We start from the raw sequence: 26,518 nt of genomic DNA, 5'->3' as shown, positions 1-26,518 counted from the left end.
GCAGGAGGTGGCGCTGAATGAGGTTAGCCTAACCTCTGTACTGCGCCACTCTCGCAAGCCGGCGATGAGCGAAAGGTCACACCGACAGGGTGGTCCCGGTGAGGCGCTCGAACGCCTCGAGGTAGCGGTCGCGGGTGCGCTCGACGACGTCGGCGGGCAGCGCGGGCGGCGGGGCGTCGGACGCCCGGTCCCACCCCGACGCGTCCGAGGTGAGCCAGTCGCGCACGAACTGCTTGTCGAAGCTGGGCTGCGCGCGGCCCGGCTGCCACAGGTCGGCAGGCCAGAACCGCGACGAGTCGGGCGTGAGCACCTCGTCGCCCAGCGTGATCGCACCGGTCGTGGGGTCGGTGCCGAACTCGAGCTTGGTGTCGGCCAGGATCACGCCGCGCTCGCGCGCGATGCCCTCGGCGCGGGCGTAGACGGCGAGCGTCAGGTCGCGCAGCGAGGCCGCCGCGGAGGCGCCGACCTGGTCGACCACGGTGGAGAACGGCACGTTCTCGTCGTGCTCCCCCAGCTCGGCCTTGGTCGCCGGCGTGAAGATCGGCTCGGGCAGCCGGGACCCGTCGACCAGCCCGGCGGGCAGCGCGATGCCGGTGACCGACCCGGACACCCGGTACTCCGCCAGCCCGGACCCGGTGAGGTAGCCGCGCGCGACGCACTCGACGGGGAACATCTCGAGCCGGCGGCAGACCATCGCGCGCCCCGCCACCTCGGCCGGCACGTCCGTCGACACCACGTGGTTGGGCACGAGGTCCGCCAGCTGCTCGAACCACCACAGGCTGAGCTGCGTGAGCACGACGCCCTTGCCGGGGATGCCGGGGCTGAGCACGTGGTCGTACGCCGAGACCCGGTCGCTGGCGACCACGAGGACGACGTCGCCCAGCGCCGTCGTCTCGTCGGGGACGTACAGGTCGCGGACCTTGCCCGAGTAGGTGTGGGTCCAGCCGGGGATCGCAGCAGTCACGGCGCTAAGTGTGCCGGATCAGACGAGCTCGTCCCCGCCCTCGAGCCCGTCCGGGACGGGCAGCCCGACCAGGCGCACCAGGCGCTGGGCCGTCTCCTCGACGAAGGTGTCCTCGGGCTCGTCCACGTGCTCCTCGGCCAGCAGCCGCCGCACGTGCTTGGCCTCGACGTCGACCGCCCCCACCAGCAGGGCCCACCCGGCGAACGCCTCGGCCTCGGCGCCGAGGTCGACGGGCTCGCTCTCGGCCGGGTCGTCGAAGAAGTCGCGCGGCTGGAAGCCCAGGTAGAACCGGCCCAGCCCCTCGGGCGCCGGCTGGTAGCGGACGGTCGCGATGTCCCCGTCCTGGACCTCGATGCTCAGGCTGGGCGTCACCGCGGGGTCGCCGCCCCAGGTGCCGTCGCCGTACACGAACGTGGTGGTGGCCATCCCGCGATGATGGCACCCATGACCGAGAAATCCCTGCTGGTGGTGCTCGGCGGCCTGCCCGGCTCTGGCAAGACCACCCTCGCGCGCGCCCTCGCCCTCGAGCTGCGCGCGGTGCACGTCCGGATCGACACGCTCGAGCAGGCGATCGTGCAGTCGTCGCTCGCCGTGCCGGATGCCGCGGAGGCCGGCTACGCCGCCGGGGCGCGCGTCGCGCTCGACAACCTCCGGCTCGGCCTGCCCGTGGTCGCGGACTGCGTCAACCCGGTGCGGGAGAGCCAGGAGGGCTGGCGCCGGGTCGCCGACGAGGCCGGCGCGCGGATCGTCGAGGTGCGCGTGGTGTGCTCCGACACGGTCGAGCACCGGCGGCGGGTCGAGGAGCGGGTGGCCGACATCCCGGGGCACCGGCAGCCGACGTGGGCCGACGTGACCGGCCGGCAGCTCGACCCGTGGCCCGAGGCGACCGTGGTGGACACGGCGGGCCAGACCGTCGCCCGGGCGCTCGCCGAGATCCGCGCGCTGACGGGCTAGACCAGCGGCAGGTCCGCCACCTCGGCCGCGATGTCCGAGCGGTGGTGCGAGCCGGGCAGCTCGATCTGCTCGACCCCGGCGTAGGCCGCGGCCCGCGCGGCGGCGAGGTCGGTGCCGACGCCGACCACCGAGAGCACGCGCCCGCCGGCGGAGACGAGGTGCGCGCCGTCGATCGCGTCGTCGTCGTCACCCGGCGTGTTGAGCTGCAGCGCGGTGCCGGCGTGGAGCACGTGCACGCCGGGCAGCGCCTCGGCGTCCTCGATGCCCGTGATCGGGTCGCCCGAGCGGACCGCGCCCGGGTAGCCGCCGGACGCGATGACCACCGTGACCGCGGCGTCGTCGCGCCACTCCAGCGGGGGCAGCGCGCCCAGGGTCCCGGTGGCCGACGCGAGCAGCACGCCGGCCAGCGGCGTGGCCAGCCGGGCCAGGACCACCTGCGTCTCAGGGTCGCCGAAGCGGGCGTTGAACTCGACGACCCGCAGGCCGTTCGAGGTCAGGGCCAGGCCGACGTAGAGCACGCCGGAGAACGGCGTGCCGCGGCGGGACATCTCGAGGATCGTCGGCCGCGCGACGCGCTCGACCACCTCGTCCACCAGGTCGGCCGGTGCCCACGGCAGCGGCGAGTACGCGCCCATGCCGCCGGTGTTGGGTCCCTCGTCGCCGTCGAGCGCGCGCTTGAAGTCCTGCGCGGGCACCAGCGGCACCACGTCGACCCCGTCGGACAGGACGAACAGCGAGACCTCGGGGCCGTCGAGGTAGTCCTCGATCACGATGCGGCCGCCGGGCTTGTCCAGACACGCGGCCGCGTGCGCGAGGGCCTCGTCGCGGTCGTCGGTCACGACGACGCCCTTGCCCGCGGCCAGCCCGTCGTCCTTGACCACGTAGGGCGCACCGAACGCGTCGAGGCCGGCGGCCGCCTCCTCGAGGGTCGTCGCCACCCGCGGCTCCGCGGTGGGGACACCGGCGGCGGCCATGACGTCCTTCGCGAACGCCTTCGATCCCTCGAGCCGGGCGCCCTCGGCGGAGGGGCCGAACACGGGGATGCCGACGGCGCGCACGGCGTCGGCGACGCCCGCGACGAGCGGGGCCTCCGGGCCGACCACGACGAGGTCGGCGCCGAGCGACGTCGCGAGGGCCGCGACCGCGGCGCCGTCCAGCTGGTCGACCGCGTGCAGCGTGGCCAGCGCGCCGATGCCGGGGTTGCCCGGCGCCGCGTGCAGCGCCGTCACCGCGGGGTCGACGGACAGCGCGCGCACCAGCGCGTGCTCACGGGCACCGGTGCCGACGACGAGGATCTTCACGGGCCGGGAGCCTACCCGGCCCGGAGCCGCTCGCTCAGGCGTGCCCGGAGGGCGTCGAGCTCGTCGACCATCGCCACCGGCAGCCGGTCCCCGAACCGCGCGAAGAACTCCTCAGTCAGGTCGCACTCCGCCAGCCACGCCGCCGGGTCGATCGCGAGCAGCTGCTCGAGCGCGCCGTCCGGCAGGTCGAGCCCGCGCAGGTCGAGCTCGCCGGGCGCGGGCAGGACGCCGAGCGGCGAGTCGGTCCCCTCCACCGACCCGTCGAGCCGCCCGAGCGCCCAGGCCAGGACCCGCGCGTTCTCGCCGAACCCCGGCCACAGGTACGACCCGTCGGAGCCCTTGCGGAACCAGTTCACGCCGAAGACCGCCGGCAGCGGGACGCCCCTCGAGGACAGCTGGGCGCCCAGGCGCAGCCAGTGCCCCCAGTGGTCGGCCATGTTGTAGCCGCAGAACGGGAGCATGGCGAACGGGTCGCGGCGCAGGGCGCCGACCGGTCCCTCCGCGGCGGCGGTCTGCTCGGACGCGATCGTGGCGCCCAGGAACACCCCGTGCGGCCAGGTCCGCGCCTGCACCACCAGCGGCACGTTGGTGGCCCGCCGGCCGCCGAACCAGATCGCGTCCACGGGCACGCCCTCGGGCGAGTCCCAGGAGTCCGCGATCGTCGGGCACTGCTGCGCCGCCACCGTGAACCGGCTGTTCGGGTGCGCGGCGGGCTCCGGGCTGTCGGGGGTCCACGAACGGCCCTGCCAGTCGGTGAGGTGCGCCGGCGGGGTGTCCGTCAGGCCCTCCCACCAGACGTCGCCCTCGTCGGTGAGGGCGACGTTGGTGAAGATCACGTCGTGCGCCAGCGTCGCGATGGCGGCCGGGTTGGTCGCCGCGCCGGTGCCGGGGGCGACGCCGAAGAAGCCGGCCTCGGGGTTGATCGCGCGCAGCCGGCCGTCGGTGCCCGGACCGCCGGGCCGCAGCCACGCGATGTCGTCGCCGATCGTCTCGACCGTCCAGCCCGGGATCGACGGCTGGAGCATCGCCAGGTTGGTCTTGCCGCACGCGGACGGGAACGCCGCGGCCACGTGCGAGACGCGGCCGGCGGGCGAGGTCACGCGCAGCACGAGCATGTGCTCGGCGAGCCAGCCCTCGTCGCGCGCCATCACGGACGCGATGCGCAGCGCGAAGCACTTCTTGCCCAGCAGCGCGTTCCCGCCGTACCCGGAGCCGAACGACCAGATCTCGCGCGTCTCGGGGAAGTGCGCGATGTACTTGATCGGGCTGCAGGGCCAGGGGACGTCGTCGTCGTCCGGGCCCAGGGGCGCCCCGACCGAGTGCACGGCGGGCACGAAGTCGCCGTCGGCCCCGAGCAGGTCGAGCACCGCGGTCCCCACGCGCGTCATCACGCGCATGCTCACGACGACGTACGGCGAGTCGGTGACCTGCACGCCCAGCTGGGAGATCGGGCCGCCCAGCGGGCCCATCGAGAACGGGACGACGTACATGGTCCGGCCGCGCATCGACCCCGCGAAGACCCCCGCCAGCTCGGCGCGCATCACGTGCGGCTCGCGCCAGTTGTTGGTGGGCCCGGCGTCGTCGGGGTCGACCGAGCAGATGAACGTGCGGTCCTCGACCCGCGCGACGTCGGACGGGTCGGACCGGGCGAGGTAGCTGTTCGGCCGCAGCGCCGGGTTGAGCCGGATCAGGGTGCCGGCCTCGACCATCTCCTCGACCAGCGCGTCCGCCTGCGCGGCCGAGCCGTCCACCCACACGACCTCGTCGGGCTCGGTGAGCGCCGCGACCGCCCCGACCCACGCCTGCAGCGCGCGGTGCCGCTGCCCGCCGGGCGCCGCGGGGACGGCGATCGGGGCGAGATCGAAGGGGTAGTCGAACGGGTGGGGCTCGACGAGCGTCATGACGACCTCCGTGAAGGGAACCGGTCCTTCCACCGTGGACCTATGCGCGCCCCGTTTCCATCACCCACGACCGGAAACATTCGTGTTTCTTTCGCCCAGCACAACTCAGGGGCGCAGTTCACCCTCCCGGGGCAGCGGCAGCGCGTCGATGTAGATGCGCACGCGCCGCCGACCCTCGACCTCGCCCGCGGCCTTGCGCTCCTTCGCCCGCCGGAGCGCCCCGTCGACCACCTCCTGCACCGCGAGGACCACCTCCTGCATCTCCTCGAGAGTGAGGTCGGCCGTCGAGCGGTCGTTGAGCGACGCCGCCTCCCACTCCGGGGTGTCGCCCGTGGACAGCCACCGCTGCAGCACCTGCGTGCGCTCCGCGACGACACCCTGCAGCAGGGCCTCGGCCGCGTCCGCCGTCCGCGGGTCGCGGAGCATGTCCCGCCCGTCGACGCTGAACCCCACCGCCCGCCACCACCGGTCGCGGCCGCGCTCGTGCGCCGGGTCGTCCTCGACGAACCCGTGCTTCTCCAGCTGGCGCAGGTGGTAGCTGGTCTGCCCGCTGCTCTCGCCCAGGTGCCGGCCCAGCTGGCTGGCGGTCGCCGACCCGTGCTCGGACAGGTAGTCGTACATCGCCATGCGCAGCGGGTGCGCCAGGGCCTTGAGCTCGTCGGGCCCGATCGCGCGGGCCCGGAACGGCAGGGGGTTGCTCTCGCTCATTCGCAGAGATACCTTTGCAGAGTTGTCTTTGCAGAGTTTCCTTTTCGATCCTACCCGGAGCCCACCCATGAGCGACGCCCCCGCCGTGCGCGAGCCCCTCGGCCGCCGGTTCACCGCCCACCTGACGGCCACGGGGCTGGCCAACCTGGGCGACGGCGTCCTGCAGACCGGCGTGCCGCTCTACGCCCTGACCCTCACGCGCTCCCCGGGCCAGATCGCGCTGCTCACCGCCGCCGCCTGGCTGCCGTGGCTGGTGCTCGGGCTCGCCGCCGGCGTCGTCGTCGACCGGCGGGACCGCAAGTACACGCAGGTGGTCGGGCTCGCCGCCCGCGCCCTCCTGCTCGCGGTGGCCGTGCACCTGGTGGCGACCGGGCGCATGACCATGCCGGTGCTCACCGTGATCGTGCTGGCGTACGGCGTCACCGACGTGTTCGTCGACCTCGCCGGGTCCGCGCTGGTGCCGGACCTGGTGCCCCGGTCCCGGCTCGAGGCCGCCAACGGCCGCACGCTGGCGGCGCAGCAGGTCATGGCCGCGTTCGTCGGCGGGCCGATCGCCGGGGCGGTGCTCGCCTTCGGCGCCGGCTGGGTGTTCGGCATCCCCGCCGGGCTCGCCGTCGCGGCCCTGGTGCTCATCTCCACCCGCATCCCCGGCAGCTACAAGCACGCGCAGGCCGAGAAGCGGCGCGCGACCGCCGAGATCCGCGAGGGCGTCGGCTTCCTGGTCCGGCACCCCGTGCTGCGCCCGCTCCTGGTGGCCGGCAGCGTGATGAACATGGCCAGCACCGGCTACTTCGCGGTGTTCGTGCTCTGGGTGGTCGGCCCCGGCTCCCGCGTCGGCCTCGAGCCCGCGCACTACCCGCTGGTCATCGCCGTCCTCGCGGTCGGCGCCGTGCTCGGCTCGGTCGCGGCGGAGCCGCTGGGCCGACGGATCCCGGAGGTCCGCCTGCTGCTGGGCTGCTGGACCCTCAACGCGGCGCTGCTCGTGGTCCCGGTGCTCGTGCCGACGGTCCCCGCCCTGACGGTCACCGCGTTCTTCCTCGGCTTCCTCAACACCAACGGCAACGTGATCTCGCAGTCCATGCGGCAGCGGATGGTCGCGCCCGGGATGCTCGGCCGCGTCGGCGGCGCCGGCCGGACGCTCGCGTTCGGGCTCATGCCGGTCGGCGCGCTGCTCGGCGGGTTCGTCGCCGAGCAGTGGGGCCTGCCCGCGGTGTTCGTGGGCGCGACCGCGCTGAGCCTGGCGGCGGTCGCCTACCCGATCGCCGTGGTCCGCCAGCACATGGTCGCCGAGCTGGAGCTGCCCGCCGTCGTGCGCGAGACCGCGGCGGTCAGCTGAGCAGCTCGTGCCGGACGATGGTCGCCTCGCGGCCGGGCCCGACGCCGACCGACGAGATCCGGACGCCCGAGATCTCCTCGAGCCGCAGCAGGTAGCGCTGGGCGTTCACCGGCAGGTCGTCGAACTCGCGCGCCCCGGAGATGTCCTCGGTCCAGCCGTCGAGGTACTCGTAGACGGGCGTCGCGTGGTGGAAGTCCGACTGGTCGTACGGCATCTCGTCGAACCGGCGGCCGTTGACGTCGTACGCCACGGCGACGGGGATCTTGTCGCGGCCGGTGAGCACGTCGAGCTTGGTCACCACGAGGTCGGTCAGGCCGTTGACACGGGCGGCGTAGCGGACGACGACCGCGTCGTACCAGCCCGTGCGGCGCGGGCGGCCCGTGGTGGTGCCGAACTCGCCGCCCGTCTGCCGCAGCCACTCGCCGTCGTCGTCGAGCAGCTCGGTGGGGAACGGGCCCTCGCCCACGCGCGTGGTGTACGCCTTGGCCACCGCGACCACGCGGTCGATCCGGGTGGGCCCCACGCCCGAGCCCGTGCACGCGCCGCCGGCCGTGGCCGACGAGGACGTGACGAACGGGTAGGTGCCGTGGTCGACGTCGAGCATCGTGGCCTGCCCGGCCTCGAAGACGAGCGTCTTGCCGTCGTCCAGGGCCCGGTTGAGCAGCAGCGGCGTGTCCGCGACCAGCGGGTGCAGGCGGTCGGCGTGGCGCAGCAGGTCGTCGACGGTCTCGTCGACCGTGATGGCCCGGCGGTTGTAGACCTTCACCAGCAGGTGGTTCTTCTGGTCGAGCGCGCCCTCGACCTTCTCGCGCAGGATCTTCTCGTCGAACAGGTCCTGGATGCGGATGCCGACGCGGTTGATCTTGTCGGAGTACGCGGGGCCGATGCCGCGGCCCGTGGTGCCGATGCGGCGCTTGCCCAGGAACCGCTCGGTGACCTTGTCGAGCGTGCGGTTGTAGGGCGCGATGATGTGCGCGGCCGACGACACCCGGAGGGCGGACGTGTCGTGCCCGCGCGCCTCGAGCGCGTCGATCTCCTCGAACAGCACGTCGATGTCGACGACGACGCCGTTGCCGATGACGGGCACGACGCCGGGCGAGAGGATGCCCGACGGCAGCAGGTGCAGGGCGTACTTCTCGCCGTTGATCACGACCGTGTGGCCCGCGTTGTTGCCGCCGTTGAACTTCACGACGAAGTCGGTCCGCGAGCCGAGCTGGTCGGTCGCCTTGCCCTTGCCCTCGTCGCCCCACTGAGCACCGAGCACCACGACGGCCGGCATCGAGATCACCACTCCCACCCTGCCTACGGTGCGGACCGAGCTCCGGCCGCGAGCACCGGGCGGCAGTGACCCAGTACCTCCGAGAGGGTACCGGATCGTCAAGAAAGGGTCATGTCAGCGCAGGTCGGCCACCTCGTCGACCGACGTCCCGCTGTCCACCAGGAACTGCTCGCACCGCGCGGACTCCTCGGTCTCGCCGATGGCCTCGGCGGCCTCCGCGAGCGCGAGCAAGGCGCGCAGGAAGCCCTCGTTCGGGGCGTGCGTCGCCGGGATCGGGCCGCGACCGTGCCAGCCCGCGCGGCGCAGCGCGTCGAGCCCGCGGTGGTACCCCGTGCGGGCGTACGCGTAGGCGGCGACCGGGTCGCCCTCGTCGGCGAGCGCCCCCTCCGCCAGCAGCGCCCACAGCAGGGACGACGCCGGCGCGGCGGGGATCGCCTCGCGCGGGGTGGAGCCGCTGGTCAGGGCGGCGCGGGCGTCGGCGTCGGGGCCGTCCGCGGGGAGCAGGGTGGGGGCGGGACCATCCAGCAGGTTCTCGTGGCTCATGCGGCCAGTGTCCTCCAGGTCCGGCCGTGTCCCCGCGTGCGGGCCCCCGGACGCGCGACTACAGTCGTGCCGCCGACCTGGACCGTTGTTCGGCAGCACTGCCCCTCCACGACAGGGCGGACATGATCGAGATCTCGACGTCCTCGACGACCACGACGCTGGCCATCGCCGGCGACCTGGACCTGGCCGAACGCGACCAGTTCCCGGAGATCGCCGCGCGCGTGGTCGGGCTGCGCCGCCAGCTGCTGGTCATCGACATGTGCCAGGTCACGTTCATGGACTCCACCGGCGCAGCGTTCCTCATCTCGCTCGCCGACGCCGGCCGCAAGCGCGGCGGTGCCACCGTCCTGCGCGGCGCGGACCCGCGCGACCTGTTCGTCATCGAGATCTGCGGCGCCCTCGAGCTGTTCCGCGTCGACGCGGAGCACCACTGCGAGGACGGGGTCAGCGAGTCCGGCTTCCGGCGCCCCGACGGGGCACCCGCTCCCGCCTAGGAGCCCGGCAGCGAGCCCGGGCGGACCTTCGCCCACACGAGCTTGCCGCCGCGCGACTGCCGCCAGCCCCAGTCGGCCAGCCGCTCGACGATCTGCATGCCGAACCCGCCCACGCGTCCGGGGTGGCCGTCCGTGCTGACCGGCGGCGTGGGGTTGGCGTCCTCGACCTCGATGCGCAGGCCGTCGCCCGTGTCGTAGAGCTGCAGCGACACGTGCCCGAAGCCGTGCAGCACGGCGTTGGCCACCAGCTCGGAGACCACCAGCTCGGCGTTGGCCGCGTCCTCGATGCCCCAGGCCTGGCAGGTCCGCACCACCGCGTGCCGCGCGCGGGCGATGGACGCCGGCTCGCTGGGCAGCGACCAGCGACGGCGGCGCGGGCTGCGGGCCCGCTCGGAGGCGTCCAGCGGCGACGGCACGCGCACCACGACGACGGCGACGTCGTCCTCCGGGTGGTCCGCGAGCCGGGAGAGCAGCTCCTCGCCGACGCCCGCGGCGTCGCGCGCCGTGACTGCCGCGGCGACGGCGGACAGAGCGGCGAGCCCGTCGGGCAGGCCGCGGTCCCGGCGCTCGATGAGCCCGTCGGTGTAGTAGAGGACGACGTCGCCGGGCTCGAGGTCGACCGCGGCCGTGGCGCGAGGCACCCCCCCGAACCCGATGAGCGCGCCGCCCGCCTCGCTCAGCTGGGTCACCCGCCCGTCGCGCACCAGCATCGCCGGCAGGTGCCCGGCGCGGGAGTACTGCAGCCGCCAGCTGCCGTCCGTGCGCGTCAGGGTCGAGAGCACCAGCCCCGCCGGCCGCGGCACGCGCATGCCCGCCACCAGCTGGTCGACCCGCTCGAGCACCGGCCCGGGCGTGGTCAGGTCGTAGATGTACGAGCGCACCACCGAGCGCAGCTGACCCATCGAGGCGGCGGCCTCGACGTCGTGCCCGACCACGTCGCCGATGACCACGCCGACCACGTCGGGCCCGACCTGCAGCACGTCGTACCAGTCGCCGCCCACCTGCGCGTTCTCCGAGTTCGGCGCGTAGTAGGTCCAGACGTCGAGCCCGTCCACCTCGGCCTGCTCGGGCAGCATCGCGCGCTGCAGGGTCTCGGCCAGGCGGTGCTCCCGGTCGTAGAGCCGCGCGTTGTCGATGACCATGCCGACGCGCCGGGCGGTCAGCTCGAGCACGGTCCGCACGGAGTCCTCCAGGCCGCTCGCGTCGTCCCCCTCGTGGGCGTGCGCCGCGAGGACGCCGAGCACGCGTCGACGGCCCGTCAGCGGGAACACCACGACGCGCCGGTCGTCGGTCCCGGCGAGGTCCTGGCCGACCTGGTGCGCCAGCCACGCCGACGCGCTGCCGGGTCCGTACGACCCGTCCAGGTCGAGCTCGACCGGCCGGTCGACCTCTCCGTCGAGCAGCTCCTGGACGGCGTCCGGGCCCGAGTCGTGGACCGCGGGTCCGTCGCCGTGCCGCGACCCCTTGCCGGTCGGGGCGTGCGGCACGTCGATCCCGTCGGCCACGCGCAGGCCGCCGTCGTTGAGGTAGAAGGCCGCCCACCCCACCACCGACCGGCGCAGCATCGCCGCGATCTCCCGCAGGGCGTGCGGGTCGTCCACGTCCATCAGCAGGTCCGACACCTGCGCGATGAGCCCGAGGCTGCGCCGCTCGCGCCGCTCGGCCTCGACCAGCGCCGCCTGCTCCGCGTCGTGCGAGAGCTGCTCGGTGAGGTCCTGCAGCGCGACCACCCAGTGCGTGAGCGTGCCGTCGTCGTCGTCGGCCGGCACCGGCGACAGGGTCGCCCGGCACGCGAACGGGGAGCCGTCGGCCCGGCGCAGCGTGAGCGTCTGGACCACCTGCTGACCGGCGTGCACGGCCTCGCGCAGCCGCTCGATCTCGGGCTGCAGGAACGCGTTGTCCCGGAGCACGTCGCCGTGGCGCCGCTGCGCCTCGTGCAGGCCGTACCCTGTCACTCTCTCGAAGGCGTCGTTGACCCACACGACGGGCAGCCCGTGCACGGTCGCATCCAGCAAGGCGATCGGGACGGACGCAGCTCCCAGGGCGCGGTCACGGACGTCGGCGAGGTCAGGACGGGGGAAGGGGGCAGCGTGGGAGTTGACCGCTACCACCTCCGATCGTCTAGCGTGCCGAACAGGCGGGTCGTCGAGAAGCCGGCGCCGGCCCCGGACGGTTGTCAGCGAAAGGAACGCCGTGCGCGACGGTAACAGCACGACCCCCGGCGGGCCTGCCGACGTCTCGAACGACGACCAGGGCACGGGGGTCGTCGGCGAGCCCGGCGCCGTCCACGTCATCGTCGGGACGGACGCCACCCGCATCGTGCTCTCGGGAGAGGTCGACGCCGACCTCGGTCCGGAGCTGCAGGAAGCCACCGCGGAGGCCGAGCAGGTGGGCCTGCCCATCGAGGTCGACGCGCACCACGTGACGTTCATGGACTCGTCGGGCGTCGCCTTCCTCGCCCGCCTGTCCATCCGCTCCCAGCACCGCGTCCGCCTCCTGCGGGTGCCGCCCACCGTGCGGTTCCTGCTCGAGGTCACCCGGATCGGGGAGCTGCTCGACGTCGTCGAGGGTGACGAGTCGCAGTTCCAGCCGGTGGGCGACAACCAGAGCTGAGAAAGGCCCCGTCCAGGTGGACGGGGCCCTTCTTCGGTGCGGAGGTCAGGCGCCGAGCGTGTGCCCCGCCGAGCGCAGCTGCTGCGCGGCCTCGACCAGGCGCTGGGCCATGCCGGCCTCGGCGAGCTTGCCCCAGGCGCGCGGGTCGTAGGCCTTCTTGTTGCCCACCTCGCCGTCGACCTTGAGCACGCCGTCGTAGTTGCGGAAGAAGTGGTCCGCCACCGGACGGCTGAACGCGTACTGCGTGTCCGTGTCGATGTTCATCTTGATGACGCCGTTGTCGACGGCCTCGGAGATCTCGGCCTCGGTCGAGCCGGAGCCGCCGTGGAACACGAGGTCGAACGGGTTCTCCTTGCCGATCGCGTCGCCGACGGCCTTCTGGATGTCCGCGAGGATCGACGGGCGCAGCTTGACCGCACCCGGCTTGTACACGCCGTGCACGTTGCCGAACGTGAGGGCCGTCAGGTAGCGGCCCTTCTCGCCCGCGCCGAGCGCCTTGACCGTGGCCAGGCCGTCCTCGACGGTCGTGTACAGCTTGTCGTTGATCTCGGCCGTGTGGCCGTCCTCCTCGCCACCGACCACGCCGACCTCGATCTCGAGGATGGTGCGGGCCGCGACGGAGAGCTCGAGGAGCTCCTCGGCGATGATCAGGTTCTCGTCGAGCGGCACGGACGAGCCGTCCCACATGTGCGACTGGAACGTGGGGAGCTTGCCGGCCTTGACCTGCTCGATCTCGAGCGCGAGCAGCGGCCGCACCCAGGACTCGAGGTTCTGCTTGGCGCAGTGGTCGGTGTGCAGCGCGACGGTGATCGGGTAGCCCTTGGCCACCTCGGCCGCGTAGGCCGCGAGGGCGAGCGAGCCGGCGACGCGGTCCTTGACGGTCGCGCCGGACGCGTACTCGGCGCCGCCGACGGAGACCTGGATGATGCCGTCGGACTCCGCCTCGGCGAAGCCCTGCAGGGCGGCGGTGACGCTCTGGGACGAGGTGACGTTCACGGCCGGGTAGGCGAACTTGCCCGCCTTCGCCCGGTCGATCATCTCGGCGTACACCTCGGGGGTGGCGATGGCCATCTGCAGCATCTCCTGCGTGTAGTGGGAGGGGTATCGGTTCGATTCTGGCACGGCTGCAGGGTTGCCCGGCCGGGACGTTCTACCCCTGGACGCCGGACGCGTGCTGCGCGATCCAGGCGTGCATGGCGATCGCGGCGGCCGCTCCCGCGTTGATCGAGCGGGTCGAGCCGAACTGCGCGATGTGCAGGACGTCGACCACCGCGTCGCGTGCCGCGTCGGACAGCCCGACCGACTCCTGCCCGAACAGCAGGACGCACGCGCGGGGCAGCGGGTACCCCTCGAGCGCCACCGAGCCGGGCAGGTTGTCCACGCCGAGCACCGGAAGGCCTGCGGCGGCAGCCCAGGCCAGCAGGTCGTCGACGGACGGGTGGTGGCGGACGTGCTGGTAGCGGTCGGTGACCATGGCGCCGCGGCGGTTCCAGCGCCTGTTGCCGACGATGTGCACCTCGGCCGCCAGGAACGCGTTGGCGGTGCGCACCACCGACCCGATGTTGAGGTCGTGCGCCCAGTTCTCGATGGCCACGTGGAACGGGTGCCGGCGGGTGTCCAGGTCCGCGACGATCGCCTCGAGCGTCCAGTACCGGTAGCGGTCGACCACGTTGCGGCGGTCGCCGTGAGCCAGGAGCTCCGGGTCGTAGCGGTCGTCCGACGGCCACTCGCCGACCCACGGGCCGACCCCAACCTCCGCGCGCTCCTCGTCCACGGGCGCCACCGTAACGGCCGGTCAGGCCGGCGTGACCTCCAGCTCCACGACGGCCCAGCTCAGCGGCGGCAGCCGCAGGCTCACGCGGCCGCCGTCGGCCCGCACGCCGTCGAGCGGGACCAGGCCGACGGTGTCCTGGGCGTCGACCGAGTTCGACGTGTGCCGGTCGCCGCCCTCGGGCACGGTGAGCACCTCGGCACGCGTGACGCGCCTCGCGGCCCAGCCGCGCAGGTCGACCGTCACCTCGGCGTCCTCGTCGAGACCCCGGTGGGCCAGGAAGAGCGCGACCCGGCCGTGCTCCTCGTCCCAGGTGGCGGCGACGTCGACCAGGTCCACGTCGTCGAAGCGGGCGGTCTCGTAGCGGTCGGAGGTGACCGCGGTGCGCAGGACGACGCCCTTGGCCAGGGCCGCCGTGCGCGCGAACGGCCAGAAGATCGACTGCCGCCACGCCGGGCCGCCCTCCTCCGAGCGGATGGGCGCGATGACGTTGACCAGCTGCGCCTGGTTGGCGATCTTCACGCGGTCGCCGTGGCGCAGCAGCGAGTTGAGCAGGGTGCCGACGACCACGGCGTCGGTGACCGAGTACTCGTCCTCGATGATCCGCGGGTGCTCCTTCCATACGCCGGCCTTCTCGATCACGTGCGGCTGGTCCTCGGTGTCCTTGCCGGACTGGTACCAGACGTTCCACTCGTCGAACGAGAGGTTCACGAACTTCTTGTGCTTGCCGCGGGCGCGCACGGCGTCGGCGGTGGAGACCACGGACTCGATGAAGTAGTCCATGTCGACCGCGCTGGCCAGGAAGCTCGCGTGGTCGCCGTCGTGCTCCTGGTAGTAGGCGTGCAGCGAGACGTAGTCGACCTGGTCGTAGGCGTGCCCGAGCACCGTCTGCTCCCAGGCGCCGAACGTGGGCATGGCCGAGCTGGACGAGCCGCAGGCGACCAGCTCGATGCCCGGGTCCACCAGCCGCATGGCCTTGCCGGCCTCCTGGGCCAGGCGCCCGTACTCGTCGGCGGTCTTGGCGCCCATCTGCCACGGGCCGTCCATCTCGTTGCCCAGGCACCAGAGCCGGATGTCGAACGGGTCCTCGTGGCCGTTCTTGCGCCGTCGGTCGGACAGCTCCGTGCCACCAGGGTGGTTGGCGTACTCGACCAGCGCGCGGGCCTCCTCGACCCCTCGGGTGCCCAAGTTGACGGCCTCCATGACCTCGACGCCGGCCACGCGCGACCAGTCGACGAACTCGTGCAGCCCGAACGCGTTGGTCTCCACCGTGTGCCAGGCGCCGTCCAGCCGCCGTGGCCGGTCGGGACCCACGCCGTCCTCCCACGCGTACCCCGAGACGAAGTTGCCGCCGGGGTACCGGATCACGGTGGCGCCCAGCTCCTTGACCAGGTCGAGGACGTCGCGGCGGAACCCCTGCTCGTCGGCCGTGGCGTGGCCGGGCTCGTAGATGCCGGTGTAGACGCACCGGCCCATGTGCTCGACGAACGAGCCGAAGATCCGCCGGGGCACCTCCCCGACGACCAAGTCGCGGTCGAGCGTGACGCGTGCGCGAGTCATCACTGTCCTCCGAAGCCGGTCGTGGCGAACCCGCGGATGATCTGGCGCTGGAAGAACAGGAACACGACCACCAGCGGGATGGCGGCGAGCACCGCCGACGCCATGACCTGCGCGTACTGCAACCCGTAGGCGCTCTTCACGGTCTGCAGGCCCACGGGCAGCGTCATGAGCGACGAGTCGCTGGTGGCGATGAACGGCCAGAGGAAGTTGTTCCACGCCGCGATGAACACGAAGATCGCGACCGCCGCGAGGATCGGGCGCGACAGCGGCAGCACGATCGACCAGAACACCCGCAGGCGCCCGGCGCCGTCGATCCGGGCCGCGTCCTCGAGCTCGACGGGCACCTGGTCGAAGAACTTCTTGAGGATGAACACCATGGCCGGCGCCACCACCTGGGGCAGGATCACCGCCCAGTAGGTGTCGACCAGGTTGAGCGTGAGCATCTCGTAGAACAGCGGGACGATGAGCACCTGCGGCGGGATGATGATCGACGCGATCATGCCCCAGAACAGCCAGCGCCGGCCGGTGAAGTCGAGCCGGGAGAACCCGTAGGCCGCCAGCGACGACACCACGAGCGTGATGACCGTGATGGCCGTCGCCGTGATCAGGCTGTTCCACGTCCAGAGCGGGATGTTCCCCTCGCGCAGCACGTTCGCGTAGGCGTCAGCGGTGAAGCCGTCCTTCGGGAAGAACGACACCGGCGTCGCGGCCGCGTCCGTCTCGGACTTGAACGACGTGACCAGCGCCCAGAGGAACGGCAGCAGCCAGAGGACGGCGAGCACGACCAGGGCGACGAGCGCGCCGATGCGGCCGGGGCTGGCGAAGCGTTCGCCGATGCGCAGGCCGGCCCGCTCGGCGAAGCGGTTGCGCGGGTGCCGGACGGTCCGGGCTGCGGCTGGTTCCGTGGCGATGGCGGTCATCAGGCGCTCCTGCGGGACGTCAACCGGACCTGGCCGATCGAGATGATGACGATGAGGGCGAAGAAGATGTACGCGATGGCCGACGCGTACCCGAACCGGTAGCCGGTGAAGCCGGTCTCGAAGATGTACTGCACGACCGGCCGGGTGACGCCCGCCGGGCCGCCGTTGGTCATGATGTAGATCTGGTCGAACACCTTGAGCGACGCCAGCACCTGCAGCATCACGATGAGCACGGTGGTCGGGCCCAGCTGCGGGACCGTGATCGAGCGCAGCTGCCGCCAGCGCCCGGCCCCGTCCAGCGCGGAGGCCTCGTACTGCTGCTCGGGGATGTTCTGCAGCGCGGTCAGGTAGAGCAGAAAGTTGAACCCGACGGTCCACCAGGTCGTCATGACGACGACCGCGAACATCGCCCAGGTCGGGTCCTGCAGCCACGCCACCGGATCGACCCCCACGGCGCCCAGCAGGTAGTTCACGAGCCCGAGCTGGGGGTTGTACATCCAGATCCAGAACTGGGCCGCGACGGTCGACGCCAGCAGGAACGGCATGAAGAACGAGAGCCGCCACAGCCACTGGCCGGGCAGCCCCTGGTGCACGAGCAGGGCGAGCACCAGGGCGACGACCACCAGCGGGATCGTGGACAGCACCGTGAACCAGAGGGTGTTGAGCAAGGACCGCCACATGATCGGGTCCTGCAGCGCCTCGGCGTAGTTGGCGAACCCGATCACCTCGCCGTTGGCGCCCGTGATGCTCTCCCCGGTGAAGCTGAGGTAGAAGCCGTGCACCAGGGGCCAGATGAGGAACATCACGAAGACGATGACGAAGGGCGCGACGAACGCCCAGCCGATGCGGTTGTTGCGGGCGTGCGCCGAACGCTCGCCCGGCCGGGCCTGCTGAGAGCCTGCGCGGGTGCCGGTGGCGACGCTGAGGGCTGCGGTGGACACGGTCGACTCCTTCCGGTCAGACGGGGTTCGGCTTGGACAGCTGCACGTTCACGCGCTTGACGAAGGCGTCGAAGCCCTTCGCCGGGTCGGAGCCGTCGAGGTACACGCCCTGCACGGTCTCCAGGAAGTAGTTCTGGAAGTCGCTGCCGGAGCCTGTGAACCACGCCTCCGGGTCGTAGTTGAGGATCTCCGCGGCCGGTGCGTAGTGCGCCTGCGGCAGGAGCGCCTGGTACTCGGGGCTCTGCACGACGGGCTGGAACGCCGGGATGTGGCCAGCCTCGGCCCACGCGAGCGAGCTGGTGAGGATGTCCGCCACGAACCGGTACGTCGCCCGCCGCTGCTGCTCGTTCGGGCTCGACTGGTGCGGCAGCGTGAACGCGTGCGAGTCGGCGTACGCGGCCGGCGTGCCGAACAGCGTGGGGATCGGCTGGGCGTCGAACGGGATGCCGGCGTTCTTCGCGGTCGGCAGCTCCCAGACGCCGGTGAAGAACATGCCGCTCTCGCCGGACATGAACTCCGAGACCGCCGTCCCGTAGTCGCCGCTCGGGGTGCAGATGGTGCCGTCGAGCAGCTGCTGGACGAACTGGAGCGACGACACGGCGGCGTCCTCGTCGACCTTCGCCTTGGCGCCGGACAGGTCGAAGTCGGCGCCGTGCTGCTTGTAGAGCGTGTAGAACAGCCGCCACATCTGGGCGCCGTCGCCGAGGTAGCCGTAGGACAGCCCGTGCTTGCCGGTCACGGCCTGCATGGCCCGCGCGATCTCGAGGAACTGGTCGGGGCTGTCGATGGGGGCGAGCTGCCCGTCGGCGCCCAGGACGCCGGCCTGATCGGCGACGTCGGTGTTGTACATCATGATGAACGGGTGCGAGTCGAGGGCGATCGAGTACTGCGTGCCGTTCAGCCCGCCCTTGGCCCAGACGCGGTCGAGGAAGTCGGACTGGTGCACGCCGTTCTCCGCCAGCAGGTCGAGGTCCCAGGGGTCGAGCAGCCCGCCGGGCGCGTACCCGGCCACGCGCGACGCGTGCATGATCGCGGTGTCGGGCGCCCGGCCGCCGACGCTCGCCATGGCGAGCTTGGTGTAGTACGGGGCGCCCCACGCGAGCACGGTCTGGGTCGCCTCGTACCCGTGGTGCAGGCCGTTGACCTTGTCGACGAGGCCGGCCATGTTGATGCCGTCGCCGCCGCTGAGCAGGTGCCAGAAGGCCAGCTGGTTCACGCCGTTCGACGCCGCGCTGGCCGGCGTGCAGCCCGCCAGGGCGCCCGCCGCGGCGACGCCTCCGACGGCGGCCAGCGAGCCGAGCAGCATCTGTCGGCGGGTGATGCCCGAGCCGGGCGGGTGGTACAGCTCCATGCCCTCACTCCTTCGTGAGACACCTCTGACGTCGTCGTCGTCGGGCATCATTACATCGTTGGAACGGACCTGCAACACCGGCGGTTCACCGGAGTCATCGGATACTGTGACCGTCTGTACCCGCCCCTGTTCGGCACCGGGCTCACAGGGTCCGCACAACCTGGCCGCGGGCTAGCCACGGACGGCCCCGTAGGCTGGGCGGCATGCTGATGACGACCGCTCTCTCGGCCGCTGGGTCGCTCGGGGCCCTCGGCCCCGACTTCCTCGACCCGCAGCACCTGATCGACTCGTTCGGCACCTGGGTGCTTCTCGGCATCATGGCGATCATCTTCATCGAGGTCGGGCTGCTGTTCCCGATCCTGCCGGGGGACTCGCTGCTGTTCACGGCCGGTGCGCTGGTCGCCCAGGACAAGCTCCAGGTCAACATCAGCATCTGGGCCTTGATGGGGATCCTCATCGTCACCGCCTACGCGGGAACCCAGACCGGCTACCTCATCGGCCGCAAGCTCGGCCCCCGGGTGTTCAACAAGCCCGACTCGCGGTTCTTCAAGCAGAAGTACATCGACCAGACCTATGCCTACTTCGACAGGTACGGCGGCCGGACCCTGATCGTCGCGCAGTTCATCCCGTTCGTGCGCACGTACGCCTCGGTCGCCGCCGGGGTCGGCAAGATGCCCTACCGGCACTTCGCGCTGTTCAACGCGATCGGCGTATTCCTGTGGGCCGGCGGCGTCACAATGCTGGGATACCTGCTCGGGAGCATCGCGTTCGTCAGCAAGAACATCGAGGTGCTCCTGGTCCTCGTGGTCCTCATCTCGGTGCTCCCGGTGATCATCGAGGTCTGGCGCAAGCGCCGTCGGGACAAGGCCGGGCTGCCCCCCGAGGCCGAGCGCGACGAGCGGTACGACGAGCAGGCCGAGCGCGACGCCGTCGAGCGCAAGGCCTTCGGCGCGTGACCCACCACGGGCCGCGCGAGATCCGGTCGTGGCTGTCGGACATGGACGGCGTGCTCGTGCACGAGGGCACCGCCCTGCCGGGAGCCCCCGAGTTCGTCCGCGCGCTGCGCGACAACGACCGGCCGTTCCTGATCCTCACCAACAACTCGATCTTCACCACGCGCGACCTGCGGGCGCGGCTGGCCGCCTCCGGGATCGACGTCCCCGAGGACGCCATCTGGACCTCGGCGCTGGCCACCGCGCAGTTCCTCACGGACCAGATGCCCGGCGGCTCGGCCTACGTCATCGGGGAGGCCGGGCTCACCACGGCGCTGTACGAGGCCGGCTACACCCTGACCGCCGCGCAGCCCGACTTCGTGGTGCTGGGCGAGACGCGGACCTACTCGTTCGAGGCGATCACCCAGGCCATCCGGCTCATCCAGGGCGGCGCGCGGTTCATCGCCACCAACCCCGACGTCACCGGCCCGTCCGCGGACGGCGACCTCCCCGCCACCGGCGCGGTGGCCGCCATGATCAGCGCCGCGACGGGGCGGCAGCCGTACTTCGTCGGCAAGCCCAACCCGATGATGATCCGGTCCGCGCTCAACCGGATCGACGCGCACTCCGAGACCACCGTCATGGTGGGCGACCGGATGGACACCGACGTGGTCGCGGGCATCGAGGCCGGGCTGCGCACGTTCCTCGTGCTGTCCGGCTCGACCCGCCTCGGGGACGTCGAGAGCTTCCCGTTCCGGCCGACCGAGATCCTGGACTCCGTGCAGGACCTGATCGAGCGGGTCTAGCTGCCCGCGGCGGTCGCCTGGTCGCGCATCGCCAGAAGTCGGGCTCGTGCCGTGTCGAGCCGGCCGCCGGGCGTCGTTCGCCCACCTGGCGCCTGCGCCACGACCGGCCCGTGCCGCGTGCCGAGCAGGAGTCGGTGGTACGACGTCCCCCCGCCCTGGTTCTGCACGGCGTCGAACGTGATGTCGACCAGGTCCGACCACGGCACCCACCGGCTCGTGAACATGTTCCTGACGAGCGCACCGTCCTGATCGGCATCGATCCCTCGCCGCGAGCCCCGGATGCCGATCGTGAGGAACAGTGCTCCTGCGGCGACCCCGGCGAGGGTCAGGAGCCAGCCGCCGTCCGGGTCCGTCGCGAACGGGACGGACATGCCCACGAGCACCGCTCCGAACAGGACACCGAACGTCAGCTGCATCCCCCGTGTGCGTCCACGCAGACGCAGTGTCGCCGTGCGCCCCTCGCCCGGCGAGCCGGCGGGCCTACGGGCGACGTGCGTCCCCATGAGCGATCACCTCTGTCCTCCGTGGAGGACCTGGTCGAGCGGGTCTAGCTCAGAAGCTGACCTCGGGCGCGGCCCGCACGCTGGGCTCGTCGACCTCGAAGTACTCGGCGCGCTCGAAATGGAACGCGCCCGCGATGACGTTGGACGGGAACGACTCGACCTTGGTGTTGAGCTGCCGCACGTTGGCGTTGTAGAACCGGCGGCCGGCGGCGATGCGGTCCTCGGTGTTGGTGAGCTCGGCCTGCAGCTGCTGGAAGTTCTCGCTGGCGCGCAGCACCGGGTACGCCTCCGCCACCGCGAACAGCCGGCCGAGCGCCTGGGTCAGCTGGTTCTCCTGCGCGGCCTGCTCGGCCGGACCGGCTCCGGGGGCGATGGCCGCGGCACGGGCGCGGGCCACCTCGTCGAACACGCCCCGCTCGTGGGCGGCGTAACCCTTGACCGACTCGACGAGGTTCGGGATCAAGTCGTGCCGGCGGTGCAGCTCGACGTCGATCTGCCGCCAGGCCTCCTGCACCAGGTTCCGCAGGCGGACGAAGCCGTTGTAGGTGGCGACGGCCCAGATGAGCGCGATCACGACGATCACGACGAGGACGATCAGGACGATGACACCGGTGCTCACGGCAGGGCCTCTCGGAGGTCGGGCGGGTCAGGCGATCGTAGCGTCGGCGGGCGGTCACGAGCGGGCATCGGGCAGCCAGTCCGGGTCGAGGGCGACCGCGCGCGAGGCCGCGGCGTCGTCCCAGACATGCCTCGGGATCGACGCGACGACGTCCTCGAGGAGTGCCAGCCGTCGTCGGACCAGGTCCAGGTCGACCGGGCCGGGACCCCAGGACCAGAGCCACTCCCCCTCGGTCCGCCACCCCAGGCCGGGCGCCGGCTCCGCCAGGAGCCGTTCCATGAGCCGGGGGTGGACGACGGCGTGCCCGTACCGCGGGAGCTCGGTGCGCACCTCGTAGGTCTCGTTGAACCGCGCCGACTCGAGATCCACGTCCGTGCCCCGCTCGCCGAGCCAGGACCCCCACACCACGGGAGAGACCTGGAGGAACGGCAGCGGGACCGGCAGCCGCACAGCCACGACCTGCACGGAGGTGCGGCTGCGCCCGTTCAGCACGGCGTCGGTGTAGGCGACCGCGGGCAGGTCGCGCACGGTCCCGCGCAGGACGTCGCCGGGGACGTCGAGCGAGAGCGAGTACGGCGGCTGGACGGTGAGCCGCGGCACCCTCGAGTCGGACGCCACCCAGGTCCAGCCGTCGGCCGCCGCCCAGTCGGCCATCCGTCGACGCTGCGCGGCCGCCTGCTGGGTCTGGTGGCGCATCCACGCGCCGAGCCCGAGGACGACGGCGCCGAGCACGAGCACGGAGTGGACGGTCTCGAGCACGCGGTGAGCCTACGGTCGACGGTCACGGCGGCCGAGGTCAGTAGCCCGTTCGGCCCTCCGGGGCGTCCGTCGCGGCGAGCGGGTCGAACCCGTGGTCCAGCCAGACGTGCCGCGGGACCGAGCGGACCACCGCGGCGAGCAGGCCGAGCCGCGGGGCCAGGCGGTCCAGATCGGTGGTGCCCATCTCCCACGACAGGATCCACGTCCCGTCGATCCGCCAGGCCGCGGCGCGGGCGTCGGGCCGCAGCAGCCGCTCCATGAGGCGCGGGTGCACGATCGCGTGCCCGACCCGCTCGTCGGTGGCGGCCACGCGGAACGCGCGGTTGAAGTCCTCGGACTCGAACTGCATGTCCTGGGCACCCACCAGCTTGGCCAGCATGGCGCCGAACCCCTCGGGGGTGACCTCGACGGTCGGCAGGTATGCGGGCAGGCCGAGCCCGACGACGTGCGCGTGGTGGGTGGAGCGGTTCTTCCCGCTGCCGGTGGTCCACGTGTAGGTGAACGACAGCGCCGGCCGGGACTCGAACGTCCCGCGCAGCACCTCGGTCGCCCGCCGCGCGCTCCCGGCTCCGAACGGCTGCCCGCGGGAGAGGTCGACCAGCGAGCGGTCGGACTCGGCGTAGGTCCAGCCGTTGGCCACCGCCCACGCGCGGAAGCGCTCGTGCCGCTTGCGCTGCACCCAGACGCCCGCCACGAGCAGCCCGACCCCGACGACCAGGCCGAGCACGAGCAGCACGCCGAACATCCCGTCGGCCATGCGGTCAGGCCAGGCCGAGGTCCGACAGGCTGAACAGGTAGTGGTACGGCACGCCGAGCGCCTCGATCTTGGCCTGGGCCCCGGTGGCGCGGTCGACGATCACCGCGACCCCGAGCACCTCCGCACCGACCTCGCGCGCCGCCTCGACGGCCGCGATGGGCGAGCCGCCCGTGGTGGACGTGTCCTCCAGGATCACGACCTTGCGGCCCGCGATGTCCGGGCCCTCGATACGCCGCTGCATGCCGTGCGCCTTGGCCTCCTTGCGGACGACGAACGCGTCGAGGTCCTGGCCGCGGCTCGCGGCGGCGTGCAGCAAGGCCGTCGCGACGGGGTCCGCGCCGAGCGTCAGGCCGCCGACGGCGTCGATCTCCGCCGTGCCGAGGCCGACCTCCTCCAGCCGGTCCAGCAGCAGGTGACCGATCAGCGGGGCGGCCCGGTGGTGCAGCGTGACCCGGCGCAGGTCGACGTAGTAGTCGGCCTCACGGCCGGACGACAGCGTGACCTTCCCGTGCACGACCGCGAGGGTCTTGATGAGCTCGAGCAGCTGCTCGCGGGGCGTCGGGGAGAGGTCGTGGCTCACGGCGGTCAGGCTACCGGGCGGCGCTCAGTCGACCGGCTCGACGACCAGGTCGGTCTCCTGCCCTTGGTACGCGCGACGGTAGCGGCCGAACGCGCGCACGGCCGACCGCGGGGCCAGGCGGGCGACCGCCGACAGGGTGCGGTACCGCAGGCTCGGCGTCGAGATGACCGCGCCGCGGCGGACGTCGGCCAGGGCCGTGGCCACCACGTCCTCGGCGTTGAGCCACGCGATCTCCGGGTACGCGGTCATGTCGATCTCGCCGCGGTCGTGGAACTCGGTGTGCACGAAGCCCGGGTTGAGCGCCGTGGCGGTCACGCCGGTGCCGCGCAGCTCGACCGCGAGGCTCTCGGTGAACACCCGCACCCACGCCTTGTGCGCGGAGTACGTCCCGGACGTGAGCAGCGCGGCGACGGACGCGACGTTGAGGATGGCGCCGCGGCCCCGCTGCACCATGGCACCCGCGGCCGCGTGCGACAGGACCATGACGGCCGTGACCATGAGGGCGAGCGCCGACTCCTCGTGGGCCAGGTCGCCCGTGACGAACCGCTGGTTGAGGCCCAGGCCCGCGTTGTTGACCAGCAGGCCGATTGGCCGCTCCGTGGCGCGCAGGCGGTCGGCCACGCGCTCGACGTCGGCGCGGACGGAGAGGTCGGCGACGAGCACCTCGGCGCGGATGCCCGCGGCGGCCTCGAGCTGGGCGGCGAGCCGCGTCAGGCGCTCCTCGTTGCGCGCCACCAGGACGACGTCGTGCTTGGCCGTGGCGAGCTGCCAGGCGAACTCCAGGCCGAGACCGGCGGACGCGCCGGTGATGAGTGCGGTTGCCATGGCCCCACCCTATTGAAGGACGTGTGGAGGGCCGAACGGACGTCGGTGGGGGCACGTAGGGTGTGCGCGTGACTGACGGGTGGGGTGGCGACGCGCCGGACTGGCCTCTGGACGAGGAGCCGCCGTTCGACCCGTTCTACGACGCCCCGCCGCCCGAGCAGGACGACCCGCGGGCGCTGCCGGCCGCCGAGCGTCGCGACCGGTCCGGTACCCCGCGACGCGCACCGGCGCCCCGTCCGGACATCCCGCGCGAGGTCGCCCAGGTGCTCGACCCCGAGGCCGCGCTGGCCGCCGCCGCCGAGGTGCTGCGCAGCGTGTGGGGGTACGACGCCTTCCGCGGCGAGCAGGCCGAGATCATCGACACCGTCGTCCGCGGCGGCGACGCCCTCGTGCTCATGCCCACGGGCGGCGGCAAGTCGCTGTGCTACCAGGTCCCCGCGTTGGTCAGGCAGGGCACCGGAGTCGTCGTCTCGCCGCTGATCGCCCTCATGCAGGACCAGGTGGACGCCCTGTCGACGCTCGGGGTGCGCGCGGGGTTCCTCAACTCGACGCAGCAGTCGTTCGAGCGGCGGAAGGTCGAGGACGCCTACCTCGCCGGCGAGCTGGATCTGCTCTACCTCGCCCCCGAACGCCTGCGGGTGCCCGAGACGATCGAGCTCCTGGACCGCGGCACGGTCGCGCTGTTCGCCATCGACGAGGCGCACTGCGTGTCGCAGTGGGGGCACGACTTCCGGCCCGACTACCTGCAGCTGTCGATGCTGCACGAGCGCTGGCCCGAGGTCCCGCGGATCGCCCTGACCGCCACGGCCACGGAGCAGACGCACGCGGAGATCGCGCAGCGCCTGCAGCTGGGCGACGCCCGGCACTTCGTCGCCAGCTTCGACCGGCCCAACATCCAGTACCGGATCGCGCCCAAGGACAAGCCGCGCGACCAGCTGCTGAACCTCCTGCGCACCGAGCACGAGGGCGACGCGGGGATCGTCTACTGCCTGTCCCGCAACTCGGTCGAGCAGACCGCGCAGTTCCTGGTCGACCACGGCGTGCCGGCGCTGCCGTACCACGCGGGCCTCGACCGGACCGTGCGTGCGCGCAACCAGTCGCGGTTCCTGCGCGAGGACGGGATCGTGATGGTGGCGACCATCGCGTTCGGCATGGGCATCGACAAGCCGGACGTGCGGTTCGTCGCGCACCTCGACCTGCCGAAGTCGGTCGAGGGCTACTACCAGGAGACCGGCCGCGCCGGCCGCGACGGGCTGCCCTCGACGGCATGGCTCGCGTACGGCCTGGCGGACGTGGTGCAGCAGCGCCGCATGATCGACACGTCCGAGGGCGACGCGGCCCACAAGCGCCGGCTCACCGCGCACCTCGACGCCATGCTCGCGCTCTGCGAGACGGTCTCGTGCCGACGGGTGCAGCTGCTCAACTACTTCGGCCAGCCCTCCGAGGCGTGCGGCAACTGCGACACGTGCCTGACGCCGCCCGAGTCCTGGGACGGGACCGTGGCCGCGCAGAAGCTGCTCTCGACCGTCGTCCGCCTCGAGCAGCGCGGGCAGCGGTACGGCGTGGGGCACCTGGTCGACATCCTGCGCGGCAAGGCCACCCCGCGGATCACCCAGCTCGGGCACCAGTCGCTCTCGACGTTCGGCGTCGGGCAGGACCTGTCGGACGGCGAGTGGCGCGGGGTGGTCCGGCAGCTGCTCGCGATGGAGCTGCTGGGGGTCGACACCGACGGCTACGGCACCCTGCGGCTGGCGCCGGACAGCGCCGAGGTGCTGCGCGGCGCGCGTGAGGTGCGGCTGCGGCGCGAGACCGAGAAGGTCGTGCGCAGCCGCGGCACCCGGACCGCCCGCGCGGCGGCGCTCGACGGGCCGGAGGCCGAGCTGTTCGAGGTGCTGCGGGCGTGGCGCGCGGGCGTCGCCAAGGAGCAGGGCGTGCCCGCGTACGTGGTGTTCCACGACGCCACGCTGCGCGAGGTGGTGGCGCAGCGGCCGACGTCGCTGGAGGCCCTCGGCGGGATCAGCGGGATCGGCGCGGCCAAGCTCGAGCGGCACGGGCCCGGGCTGCTGGCGGCGCTGGCCGGGGTGGGCGAGCCGGCCTGAGG

The 26,518-nt window shown here is 72.6% G+C and carries 27 protein-coding genes; 7 read left to right on the top strand and 20 right to left on the bottom strand.

Annotated elements, in window-relative coordinates:
• Nucleotides 1-76: 76 nt before the first annotated feature.
• A complete protein-coding gene (locus tag AB5970_RS04615; RefSeq protein ID WP_370502729.1) occupies nt 77-964 on the bottom strand; it encodes a phosphoribosylaminoimidazolesuccinocarboxamide synthase in 888 nt (295 codons plus the stop codon).
• An 18-nt stretch (nt 965-982) separates the two neighbouring features.
• Nucleotides 983-1,390 (bottom strand): hypothetical protein, encoded by a 408-nt coding sequence (locus AB5970_RS04610; protein WP_370502728.1) that lies wholly within the window; start codon nt 1,388-1,390, stop codon nt 983-985.
• Between the two features lie 18 nt (nt 1,391-1,408).
• On the opposite strand from AB5970_RS04610, the gene AB5970_RS04605 reads away from it, so the two are divergent.
• Entirely contained in the window at nt 1,409-1,918 is a 510-nt protein-coding gene (locus AB5970_RS04605; RefSeq protein WP_370502727.1) for an AAA family ATPase, read from the top strand.
• Here the strand turns inward: AB5970_RS04605 and purD are convergent.
• The 3 genes from purD to AB5970_RS04590 form a co-directional block, all read right to left on the bottom strand.
• On the bottom strand, nt 1,915-3,219 hold the full coding sequence (gene purD, locus AB5970_RS04600; RefSeq protein ID WP_370502726.1) for a phosphoribosylamine--glycine ligase: 1,305 nt from the start codon (nt 3,217-3,219) through the stop codon (nt 1,915-1,917). The genes AB5970_RS04605 and purD overlap by 4 nt on opposite strands.
• 11 nt (nt 3,220-3,230) lie before the next feature.
• Complete coding sequence (locus AB5970_RS04595; RefSeq protein WP_370502725.1) at nt 3,231-5,120, bottom strand: phosphoenolpyruvate carboxykinase (GTP); 1,890 nt, start codon at nt 5,118-5,120, stop codon at nt 3,231-3,233.
• A gap of 105 nt (nt 5,121-5,225) precedes the next feature.
• On the bottom strand, nt 5,226-5,828 hold the full coding sequence (locus tag AB5970_RS04590; RefSeq protein ID WP_370502724.1) for an ArsR family transcriptional regulator: 603 nt from the start codon (nt 5,826-5,828) through the stop codon (nt 5,226-5,228).
• 67 nt (nt 5,829-5,895) lie between these two features.
• Here AB5970_RS04590 and AB5970_RS04585 point away from each other — a divergent pair, with 67 nt between their 5' ends.
• A complete protein-coding gene (locus AB5970_RS04585; protein WP_370502723.1) occupies nt 5,896-7,164 on the top strand; it encodes an MFS transporter in 1,269 nt (422 codons plus the stop codon).
• Here the strand turns inward: AB5970_RS04585 and AB5970_RS04580 are convergent.
• On the bottom strand, nt 7,157-8,443 hold the full coding sequence (locus AB5970_RS04580; protein WP_370502846.1) for an adenylosuccinate synthase: 1,287 nt from the start codon (nt 8,441-8,443) through the stop codon (nt 7,157-7,159). The two genes, AB5970_RS04585 and AB5970_RS04580, sit on opposite strands and share 8 nt — an antisense overlap.
• 114 nt (nt 8,444-8,557) lie before the next feature.
• Nucleotides 8,558-8,986 carry a DUF3151 domain-containing protein gene (locus AB5970_RS04575; protein WP_370502722.1) on the bottom strand — a complete coding sequence of 143 codons (429 nt, stop codon included), beginning with the start codon at nt 8,984-8,986 and terminating at the stop codon, nt 8,558-8,560.
• 122 nt (nt 8,987-9,108) lie between these two features.
• On the opposite strand from AB5970_RS04575, the gene AB5970_RS04570 reads away from it, so the two are divergent.
• Complete coding sequence (locus AB5970_RS04570; protein ID WP_370502721.1) at nt 9,109-9,480, top strand: STAS domain-containing protein; 372 nt, start codon at nt 9,109-9,111, stop codon at nt 9,478-9,480.
• On the opposite strand, the gene AB5970_RS04565 is transcribed toward AB5970_RS04570, so the two are convergent.
• A complete protein-coding gene (locus AB5970_RS04565) occupies nt 9,477-11,480 on the bottom strand; it encodes a SpoIIE family protein phosphatase (protein ID WP_370502720.1) in 2,004 nt (667 codons plus the stop codon). The two genes, AB5970_RS04570 and AB5970_RS04565, sit on opposite strands and share 4 nt — an antisense overlap.
• A 193-nt stretch (nt 11,481-11,673) precedes the next feature.
• Between AB5970_RS04565 and AB5970_RS04560 the strand changes: the two genes are divergently transcribed.
• Nucleotides 11,674-12,093 carry an STAS domain-containing protein gene (locus AB5970_RS04560; protein WP_370502719.1) on the top strand — a complete coding sequence of 140 codons (420 nt, stop codon included), beginning with the start codon at nt 11,674-11,676 and terminating at the stop codon, nt 12,091-12,093.
• Between the two features lie 45 nt (nt 12,094-12,138).
• Here the strand turns inward: AB5970_RS04560 and fbaA are convergent, their stop codons facing one another.
• The 6 genes from fbaA to AB5970_RS04530 all read right to left on the bottom strand — a co-directional run bounded on the left by fbaA (nt 12,139) and on the right by AB5970_RS04530 (nt 18,636).
• A complete protein-coding gene (fbaA, locus tag AB5970_RS04555; RefSeq protein ID WP_370502845.1) occupies nt 12,139-13,173 on the bottom strand; it encodes a class II fructose-bisphosphate aldolase in 1,035 nt (344 codons plus the stop codon).
• Between the two features lie 70 nt (nt 13,174-13,243).
• The gene (locus tag AB5970_RS04550; RefSeq protein WP_370502718.1) at nt 13,244-13,867 is read right to left on the bottom strand and encodes a TrmH family RNA methyltransferase; all 624 of its coding nucleotides are present in this window, start codon (nt 13,865-13,867) and stop codon (nt 13,244-13,246) included.
• Between the two features lie 21 nt (nt 13,868-13,888).
• Nucleotides 13,889-15,424: an alpha-N-arabinofuranosidase gene (locus AB5970_RS04545; RefSeq protein WP_370502717.1), complete on the bottom strand. Its 1,536-nt coding sequence runs from the start codon at nt 15,422-15,424 to the stop codon at nt 13,889-13,891.
• A complete protein-coding gene (locus AB5970_RS04540) occupies nt 15,424-16,344 on the bottom strand; it encodes a carbohydrate ABC transporter permease (RefSeq protein ID WP_370502716.1) in 921 nt (306 codons plus the stop codon). Before AB5970_RS04540 ends, AB5970_RS04545 begins: the two co-directional genes overlap by 1 nt.
• Nucleotides 16,344-17,285, bottom strand: a complete 942-nt coding sequence (locus AB5970_RS04535; protein WP_370502715.1) for a carbohydrate ABC transporter permease — start codon at nt 17,283-17,285, stop codon at nt 16,344-16,346. Before AB5970_RS04535 ends, AB5970_RS04540 begins: the two co-directional genes overlap by 1 nt.
• Before the next feature lie 16 nt (nt 17,286-17,301).
• Nucleotides 17,302-18,636 carry an extracellular solute-binding protein gene (locus tag AB5970_RS04530; RefSeq protein ID WP_370502714.1) on the bottom strand — a complete coding sequence of 445 codons (1,335 nt, stop codon included), beginning with the start codon at nt 18,634-18,636 and terminating at the stop codon, nt 17,302-17,304.
• Between the two features lie 203 nt (nt 18,637-18,839).
• Between AB5970_RS04530 and AB5970_RS04525 the strand changes: the two genes are divergently transcribed.
• Nucleotides 18,840-19,592: a DedA family protein gene (locus AB5970_RS04525; RefSeq protein ID WP_370502713.1), complete on the top strand. Its 753-nt coding sequence runs from the start codon at nt 18,840-18,842 to the stop codon at nt 19,590-19,592.
• Between the two features lie 41 nt (nt 19,593-19,633).
• Entirely contained in the window at nt 19,634-20,374 is a 741-nt protein-coding gene (locus AB5970_RS04520) for an HAD-IIA family hydrolase (RefSeq protein ID WP_370502844.1), read from the top strand.
• On the opposite strand, the gene AB5970_RS04515 is transcribed toward AB5970_RS04520, so the two are convergent.
• The 6 genes from AB5970_RS04515 to AB5970_RS04490 all read right to left on the bottom strand — a co-directional run bounded on the left by AB5970_RS04515 (nt 20,371) and on the right by AB5970_RS04490 (nt 24,417).
• The gene (locus tag AB5970_RS04515; protein ID WP_370502712.1) at nt 20,371-20,790 is read right to left on the bottom strand and encodes a hypothetical protein; all 420 of its coding nucleotides are present in this window, start codon (nt 20,788-20,790) and stop codon (nt 20,371-20,373) included. The two genes, AB5970_RS04520 and AB5970_RS04515, sit on opposite strands and share 4 nt — an antisense overlap.
• A gap of 136 nt (nt 20,791-20,926) precedes the next feature.
• On the bottom strand, nt 20,927-21,496 hold the full coding sequence (locus AB5970_RS04510; protein ID WP_370502711.1) for a LemA family protein: 570 nt from the start codon (nt 21,494-21,496) through the stop codon (nt 20,927-20,929).
• Nucleotides 21,497-21,550: 54 nt separating this feature from the next.
• On the bottom strand, nt 21,551-22,255 hold the full coding sequence (locus AB5970_RS04505; protein ID WP_370502710.1) for a hypothetical protein: 705 nt from the start codon (nt 22,253-22,255) through the stop codon (nt 21,551-21,553).
• A gap of 37 nt (nt 22,256-22,292) precedes the next feature.
• The gene (locus AB5970_RS04500) at nt 22,293-23,012 is read right to left on the bottom strand and encodes a DUF3137 domain-containing protein (RefSeq protein WP_370502709.1); all 720 of its coding nucleotides are present in this window, start codon (nt 23,010-23,012) and stop codon (nt 22,293-22,295) included.
• 4 nt (nt 23,013-23,016) lie between these two features.
• Complete coding sequence (gene pyrE / locus AB5970_RS04495) at nt 23,017-23,592, bottom strand: orotate phosphoribosyltransferase (protein WP_370502708.1); 576 nt, start codon at nt 23,590-23,592, stop codon at nt 23,017-23,019.
• A gap of 24 nt (nt 23,593-23,616) precedes the next feature.
• Complete coding sequence (locus AB5970_RS04490; RefSeq protein WP_370502707.1) at nt 23,617-24,417, bottom strand: SDR family NAD(P)-dependent oxidoreductase; 801 nt, start codon at nt 24,415-24,417, stop codon at nt 23,617-23,619.
• A gap of 68 nt (nt 24,418-24,485) precedes the next feature.
• Here AB5970_RS04490 and recQ point away from each other — a divergent pair, with 68 nt between their 5' ends.
• A complete protein-coding gene (recQ, locus tag AB5970_RS04485) occupies nt 24,486-26,516 on the top strand; it encodes a DNA helicase RecQ (RefSeq protein ID WP_370502706.1) in 2,031 nt (676 codons plus the stop codon).
• The last annotated feature ends 2 nt before the right edge of the window (nt 26,517-26,518 follow it).

It is taken from the genome of Cellulomonas sp. ICMP 17802 (assembly GCF_041295535.1).
GTDB lineage: Bacteria > Actinomycetota > Actinomycetes > Actinomycetales > Cellulomonadaceae > Cellulomonas.
This window is presented reverse-complemented; position numbering and strand designations above follow the sequence as displayed.